This window comes from Acinetobacter sp. AG1, assembly GCF_001005525.1.
Lineage (GTDB): Bacteria > Pseudomonadota > Gammaproteobacteria > Pseudomonadales > Moraxellaceae > Acinetobacter > Acinetobacter modestus.
This window is the reverse complement of the sequence record NZ_LBMZ01000088.1, coordinates 25,188-32,631: the sequence shown is the minus strand read 5'-3', so window position 1 is coordinate 32,631 and position 7,444 is coordinate 25,188. Positions and strand designations below refer to the sequence as shown.

Here is a 7,444-nt window from a genome sequence, read left to right as displayed (position 1 = left end):
GCTTAAACAGGATTCGGGTTACTAGAAGCTGTTTTAGAAACACCGTCTAAGGTCCATGTAACCGAAACAGAACTCGCCACAATTGCAACTTGTCCTAAATCAAACTCAATCGCTGCAGGCAAAACAGGTAAATTTGCACGGGCAAAGGTTGCAATCGGTGTGCCCCAAAGTAAAAGAATGGGTGTTCCCACATCAGGCAAAGCACCTGTGGTTAAAAGCCACGAACCCGTTTGATAGTTGATGCTACCCGTGCCGATCGAATCATTTGCCGCGACTAAGCGACCAGTACCATTGTCTTTTAAAGTGTAAAACTTACCTTGAGCCATGAACGAAATGCTAAGTGCACCTGGTGCGGGAATGGGTAACAACCCCCCTGTCCAATTTGTACCTTGATTATTGGCCGTCACAGGTAAAGCGTAAGACTCAAAAGGCTGAGTTGGCATCGCTGCGGGCTTAAATGTGATGTTGATTGATACTGTTCCCGTACCAATTGCATTGGTCCAAACGATATGGCCCGTTTGATAGTCGATCGTACCTATTTGAGTACCAGACAATGTACGCAATGTGCCGCCATTATCCGAAATGGCTTGGCCAAATAAGGTGAATGCAATTGAACCGGGTAAAACACTCGAACCAATGTATAAACTCTGATTCGTGTTCACATTAGTCGTAAACGGCGCTGTAATGGTTCCGCTATTACCCGCAACCAATGCCACATTTTCACTCAATGCATTTAAATCAATTAAAGGCGTTTCTGTCTGTGAAGATGGAATCAACTGAGAAAAGATCGAAGCCGCTTGGATGGTAAAGCTATTCACGGCGACATCATCGGCAAGCTCTACACTTGCATAGTATTTACCTGTATCAGCCACAATCGTATCTCGAATGATCGTTGGCGACTTAGAGCCTTTGTACCACTGTGATGCTGAAAGCCCAACAAAATCACGTTCAAGCGGATCATTAATCGAATATGTTCCCAACTTATATTCAACCTGATTGCCATCCACCATCATCGTTGCAAGACGTGTTTCAACTTTTGTAAGTCGTACATACTGCTCAAATTCAGTTGATAAACCCTCATTTGAAACAAGAACGATCGTATCACCGACACCGCTTTCAGTATCCGTTTTAAACATGGCTACTTGTATGACTTTCATACCTTGCCAAAGTGTATCCAATGGTGTCCCTGCAATCTGCCCGCCTTTGGCCAAATAGTTTTCAACCCGATTGGCTGCACCTGAGCGCACATCTATATGACTTTCTGTACTGAACAGTAATGCTGATACATTCGGATCATCAGGATTCTTTGAAATGAATACGGTTGAGCCCATTAGGCTTTCAGTGTCGTTGTTATTGATGGCTGGAAATATTTTACGAAGTGATACACGCCCCATAGTTCGATCTAGTTCCGATACATCAGGAAAAAGATTGTTACTCTCACCATCTACTACGATCTGGCCAGAATACTTACCGCCACCGTCTGAAGTATCTGTCAAACGCTCAGACTTATATAAAACTAGGTTATTGGTCTCAATTGGCATCTGGCACCTCAATAAATCTTAATGTAGCTCGGTAATAATCATTGTCTGAAACAGTTGGGACACCACGGACAGGACTTGCTTCAACCGCTCCCTCAGCATGATTGAAAATCACATTGAATTGGCGCGTATCGTGTGGATATTCAAAAATGAGGGTAAAGTGCTCACCCTGTATTGCTGACCAATCCTTGATTTTTGAGAGCAAAGCGCGTTTGATCCAACCTTGTTTGTCAGTCTTTGAAAGTAAGGTGATAGGTCGACCTGATTTCTTCTTACCCTCTTGAACAATCAAAGTCCCATCAATTGCACGTTCTTGGCTTTGTTCAATTGGCTTCCAATCGAACTCATCAGAAAATAAAAAACCGTTCTCAAGAGGAACGGTTTCATTTGTTGCATTTCGTTGTAATCTCATTACATCGCCTTTTTAGCTTGCTCTAACTCATTAAAGAAATCGTTTAACAGATCTTTCTGAGATGAATCACCAGTGAAATTTGCAGTTTTTCCATTAAAGTTAAAACTGTAGTTCACCGTATCGGTCGGGCTAACATCAATATTAGGAACTTGGATCTGAGGGATTGACGGCGCTTGAATATTGGGTGCAGAGATGACAGGCGCTTTGCTATTACCACCTGTGGAAATAGATCCACCACCAGCATTACTCGAATTTTTACTTTCCCAGTATGCGAGTGTTTTCTCCATTTCTTGTTTAGTTGTATTTAAGCCAGTAGTGGTTCCACCTTTCAGCGAATTAGTCGTTTCGACTGCTAAGCTATATTTCGCTTTATCGGCTTTGTCTCTCGCTTGGCTTGCATTCATACCCGCTGCAACAAGTCGGTTGTAATAATCTTCAGCCATTTGATCGATGCCGCCTTGCATATCTGATAAGCCACGGTTATTTGAAGCATCTTTAGCCTTCCGCTCTGCACTAATCTTCGCCATTGCATCTTCCCACTCTTGCAGACTGGTTTTTGCTTCTTCTCTTGCAACACGGCCCAGTTCACGGAATCCATCAGCTGCAGGTCCCCTTGCTGTTCGACCTACGCGATCAACTGAGTCAGATAAGTCATCCATTGTTTTAACAGATGCTTTGCCCAAACTATCAACGGATGATTGAAGTCCATTTGCTGAAAGTTGAGCTTCATACCATGCAATTTTTGCGGCATCACCAGATGCATAGATTTTATCAGCCATATTGATTAATGCTTGTTTGATGTTTTCTGCTGATGCTGTCCCACTATTCATCATCACATTAAATGCTTTCAATTGAGAATCTGCCATTTTATTAGCTTCTTCTCTTGATGTAATACCAAGGGATTTGTACGCTTTTTCAACCTCAGAAATATTAGCAGGCAACTTACCATTCACTTCATCAAGGTAACGCATACCCATTTCTACTTGTTTAGCGGATAATACACCTTGCTTTCCAAATTCAATCAGTTTGGCTTTAGCCGCATCAATCTCTACCTGACTATCAGCCTTATCAAGCCAAGCTTTCCAGCCTTCATAAAGCGTGCGCGAAGCATCTACACCAACTATGCCTGCCTCTTCCAGTTTTTGCTTTAAAGCATCAAGATTTACACTTCCCTGACCAAACCCCTGTGACATGATATTTGCGGTTTTATCAATATCAATACCTAAAGCTTTTCCCGCCTCTCTTGCATCATTCAGTGCGGGGTTTAGGTCTCTTGCTGCCGCACTTGCCAGTTTAAAACCCTCAGTCAGTTGTTGCCCTGTAATTTGGCCAGCAACACCCATCTCCATGAGTTTTTTCTTAGCCTCATCAATTTCGGCGGTATTTTTAGCCTGACTTAGCCACTTTTGCCATGCTTGATAAATCATGTCAGAGGCCTGAGTACCAGTGATACCTGCATCTTTCAACTGACCTGCAAAAGCAGTTAATTTGCCAGAGCTATCATTAAAGCCAGCAGATATTTTGTTGGTGGCCTGCTCAACATCAACACCTAACGCTTGACCTGTTTCGATTGCGTTCTTAAAAGACTGTTCTTGCTTTTTGGTTTCAAGTGTTGCGGCTGCCGTTGCCTGTTGAGCTTCAGTTAAACGCGTAACGACGACTTTCCCACCCTCATCTACTGTCGCAAAATAGCCTTTTTGAGCGAGTTCTAGTTGAAGTGTTGAGTTAATAATGCCGTCATTTGCTTGTACGGCCTGCGTTACATAATCACTTACAGCCTTTAATTTTCGTGATTGAAGTTTTTCATTATTCTGACCTTCTTGCTCCTGAATTAATAAAAGCCCATCAAGGGCTTTTTTATTTTCTTCTAAGATTCTGGCATTTTTTTGCGCTTCACTTTCAACCGCCTGATCCAGTCTCATTTTTACCTGTGACTGATGAGACAAAGCAAGTTGGTCAACCTCATCATAAAAGCCTTTTGCCTTGAGTCGCATGTCATTTGCATTTTTAGCAAACTGCTCTCTTACATCACCCAGTGTAAAGGTCATGATCGCAATATTTACTGCAGCAGCTAAATCGTAAAAGACGCCTGATAGAGTCATTACAACAAGACGTAAAGCAAAAATAACATCTGAAATAGCACCAAAAGTAATGCTTAGCCCCTGACCAACACGTGTAAGAAAGCTAACCTGCTCACTTGCTTTTGTTGATTCACTTGTAAATGATCCAAGCACTGCAACAATATTATTGATGCTGTCATAAATAGCTGTTAGAACATCATCCCCAAGCTCATACCCAACTTTAACCAATTCTTTAACTGCATCATAAGCAGATGAGACAGCTTGTCGTAACGCATTAAAGACACTTGGATCAATACCATCAAACTTCTCCGATACCGCATCAACAGCTGACATCACGTCATCAAATAATACGGCGATCCAATCCAGATCTCCACCTAACAACTCAATAATGCCAGCGAGTCGACTCGAAATATTGTATTGCTCATTCATTTGTCCAATGAGCGCAGTAATATTATTTCTGACTTTCTGCATTGCATCGGCAGTGGAATTTTCCATCCCATTTGCAAGCTCAAAGTTTCGATCTCTGGAATCAATCAAAGCTTTGGTTAATTCATTTACAGAGATCTTTCCTTCCGCACCTAATTTACGAATCTCTGACTCTGCACGACCTGTGCTTTTGGCCATGTCACTGACAACATTATCCGCACCTGTGATAATACTCATCCATGCATCAGCATCAACAGAACCTTTTGCTAAAGATTGAGCTAGTGCATCTTGCGCCGATTGTGCTTGGTCTGCACGTGTTGCATTGTGAGTGAATGACAATGACAGACTATCCGTCAATGTGAGTATTTCATTGGTACTATAGCCCAATGATTTCAATGTCCCTGCGGTCGCAAGATATACTTCTTGCGCTTCCATCAGAGGGCGTGCCGTTGTATTAGCAAGCTCTAAAAGTCTTTCTTGAACTAAATTATATTCTTCAACACTATCCGTGGCATTTCTTAAGCGTGATGCCATTTGTTGTGTTGCGTCAGATGTAGCAATTAGCTCATTAATGGTTAAGCCTAAACCAAGTGCAGCAAGGCCAGCAGCAAGTGTACCGATGGTTGTTTTTAAAAATGTAAACCCAGCTTCTGCTTTTCCTGCTGCTGCCTCTGTTTCAACCAGTTCTTGATTTGCATGATTTGACGCTTGAGTAAAATTATTAAAAGCTTCATCAGCTTGTTCAACTTGCCTTTCTAATTCATTTACGGCGTGTTGAGCTGCTTCAATATCTTGTGGTGTAGCGTTCGTTGTAGATAAATCATGTAGTTTCTGTTTTGCTTGATCTAAATCAGACTTGAGTACCCCAAGCGCCTGTTCAGAAACATGACCAAACTCTGCAAAATTCTTAGCTGTTGCACCTGCATTTATACCTGCATTTTGAATTGCGGTTGTAGCATTGTTTAAATTGTGAGTCAGTGCACTCGCCATTTTAGTTGTGCTTTCAGGCACAATTTCACCGATTTGCTTAGCGGTTTCTGCTGATACTTGGCGTAGCTTTTCAGCTTCTTGCTTGATCGCTTCAAATATTGCTTTTGTTGTATCTTCTGACTGTTGAATATTTGATACATAATCTTTTGTATCACCTTCAAGAACAACTTTAAATACTAATTCCTTGGACATGCTTTCACCCAATTACCGCAAAAAAAAGCCGTGTAACTATGCGGTAATGAACATAATTACAGGGCTAAACTGAAAAATTTAATGATTAATACATGGAATTAAGCTTTAATTGCTGCAATGATTACATCAAGCTTCCATATCAATATTGGTATTGAGAACAATAAGATAAATGCCAAAATAGTTTGCCATAAACCATACTTATCTATAGACACTTTAATTAACTCCCATAATGGTTTAATATGTTCCATATGAAATTATTTTCCTCTTTACTTCTCGGTTAAGTGGAAACCTAAAGCCCTGATGTTTGCCGCATCGGGGTTTTTCTTTGGGTATAAAAAAAGCCGACTTGCTAGAACCGACTCCATGATAAAAATTGTTTAATAGGTTAGTCATGCCCTACAGGGGGTATGCTAATTTGCAGGTACTTGCTTCATGTCACCCCTGTAAGTTTTGACAAATTTTAGATATTAGGATTACTAATTTTTTGACAATAAAAAACCCGCACTTGGCGGGTTTACATTTCAAGATAAATCAACTTCTAGCACTCATACAAGTTAAATAAGCTTCATTCTCAAAATCAACCTCTGCTTTTAGCATATATTCAGGAGTACTAAATCTAGGTTTATTATAAGCCATTAAAATAAAAGGTTTTATAATATTCTTTATTTCTACTGCTGTATCCACAGCCATAATTCTATCCATCATATCTGACATGGATGCACCTTTTTGCCTGCTATTCATAATAACTCTTGCCGTCTTAGATGTAGACTTGCAAATACTCATCCACTCCTCATCTGAGTATTTATGCTTGGGTGTGACATCCTCAGCTTTATTCACCACAGTAGCTTGATTACTTATAGTTTGATGATTTTTCTCAAAATTAGTTTGTTCACTTTTAGCCCTGTTATTATACTCAATCCGAGCTTGTTCCTGTTGAGCCTTTCTTTGAACTTCCTGCGCCAATCTTGCTTGATTTTCAGCTTCAAGCTGTGACATTTTTTGGTTATATTGTTGTGTTTGTTGAGCTAAAGCTTCTTCTCTAGCTTTTCGATCACTATTGGATTTCCAAACTACACCAATCATTACCAGTACAACAACACCCAAAATAATATAAATTCTATTCATCAAGCATACTTCCACAATGCTTACATTTAATAGCTGTCATTCTGATAGATTCAGCACAAAATGGACATGATTTCATTGCAACATCATCTTGAACTTCATTGTTGTGATAAAAAGAGTCACTAACAACTTTAATATTTGTTTTTTTTATAAATGGCTCGGGTTGCTTGCCGTCAATTGGTGATTCAGTATCATTAATTTCTGAGAATGAATCTTCTTTTTTAATGCTAATTTTGAAGTTAAAAACACCATTTGCAAGAATTGGAGTTGCCAGTAAAATAATGCACCCAAGAAACAATACAGCCCAACCAAATTGCAATTGCACGGAACTCATCATTGCATCAGCAAACCCACCAAAAGGATTGCCTTGCATCTTTTCACTTAATTCTGCTTTTGTTTGGCTGATTTTGCTCGATAACATATAAAAATCATAGGTCAATAAAGCAGTAGAAATACCACTAGTTACCCACAATAATTTTATTTTATCCATAAAAATTAAAGCTGTGGATACAACAGAAAGTCCCAAAATAATCATTCCATCACTTTTACCATTATTAAATAATGAAATTGCCCCCATAATAGGTACACTTAGAATAGGCAAAAATACTCCAATAAATAATAATAAAACTCCAAAGAAACCAATTAATTGCTGCTTGGTAAATTCCATTCTTTACTCTCGCTTA

At 39.8% G+C, this 7,444-nt stretch carries 4 protein-coding genes and 1 pseudogene; all 5 read right to left on the bottom strand.

Annotated features, from left to right (window positions below; genetic code table 11):
• Nucleotides 1-17: 17 nt before the first annotated feature.
• Nucleotides 18-1,541, bottom strand: a pseudogene (locus AAV96_RS03320) (hypothetical protein); the annotation flags it as partial.
• Nucleotides 1,531-1,950, bottom strand: coding sequence for a hypothetical protein (locus AAV96_RS03315; RefSeq protein ID WP_046738321.1), 420 nt, complete (start codon nt 1,948-1,950; stop codon nt 1,531-1,533). The gene AAV96_RS03315 and the pseudogene AAV96_RS03320, both read right to left, overlap by 11 nt.
• Nucleotides 1,950-5,639: a tape measure protein gene (locus AAV96_RS03310; RefSeq protein WP_046738320.1), complete on the bottom strand. Its 3,690-nt coding sequence runs from the start codon at nt 5,637-5,639 to the stop codon at nt 1,950-1,952. Before AAV96_RS03310 ends, AAV96_RS03315 begins: the two co-directional genes overlap by 1 nt.
• A 531-nt stretch (nt 5,640-6,170) precedes the next feature.
• Nucleotides 6,171-6,764, bottom strand: coding sequence for a hypothetical protein (locus AAV96_RS03305; RefSeq protein ID WP_046738319.1), 594 nt, complete (start codon nt 6,762-6,764; stop codon nt 6,171-6,173).
• Complete coding sequence (locus AAV96_RS03300; RefSeq protein WP_046738318.1) at nt 6,757-7,428, bottom strand: zinc ribbon domain-containing protein; 672 nt, start codon at nt 7,426-7,428, stop codon at nt 6,757-6,759. The genes AAV96_RS03305 and AAV96_RS03300 overlap by 8 nt, the downstream gene beginning before the upstream one ends.
• Between the last annotated feature and the right edge of the window lie 16 nt (nt 7,429-7,444).